This is a genomic window from Vibrio sp. 1078-1 (assembly GCF_033340475.1).
Genome location: NZ_JAWOWM010000486.1, coordinates 1 through 638 on the forward strand (window position 1 = coordinate 1; position 638 = coordinate 638).

Here is a 638-nt window from a genome sequence, read left to right on the forward strand (position 1 = left end):
ACAAATACACCGCCCATGATAACCAGCACCAATTCTTGACGAACCAAAACAGCGATAGTGCCTAGTGCACCACCTAGCGCAAGAGAGCCTACGTCACCCATAAATACTTGCGCTGGATAGGTGTTGAACCATAAGAATCCAAGACCCGCGCCCACAATCGCCGTACATACCACAACAAGCTCAGAGGCGTGCGGTAGATATGGGATGTGCAGATATTCAGAAAAGTTAACGTTACCTGTCGCCCAAGCGATAACGGCAAAGCCTGCAGCAACCAGTACCGTCGGCATGATAGCCAAACCATCTAAACCATCAGTGAGGTTTACCGCATTACTGGTGCCAACAATCACGAAGTAAGTCAGAATGATGTACATCAGACCAAGCTGTGGCATCACGTCTTTAAAGAATGGCACGACAAGCTGCGTCGCTGCTGTGTCTTTACCATAAGCGTATAGAGCAAATGCCACAACAAATGCGATCAAAGACTGCCAGAAATACTTCCAACGCGCGATCAAACCATCGGTGTTTTTACGCACCACTTTACGATAATCATCGACAAAGCCAACGGCGCCATAACCTAGCAATACCGTCAGTACCGCCCAAACATAAGGGTTGGATAAATCAGTCCACAATAGAATCGT

The 638-nt window shown here is 47.6% G+C and carries 1 protein-coding gene; it reads right to left on the reverse strand.

The features are described 5' to 3' along the window. Nucleotides 1-638: phospho-N-acetylmuramoyl-pentapeptide-transferase (gene mraY / locus R7190_RS28340; protein ID WP_318137987.1), on the reverse strand; the 638-nt coding region annotated here is incomplete at both ends.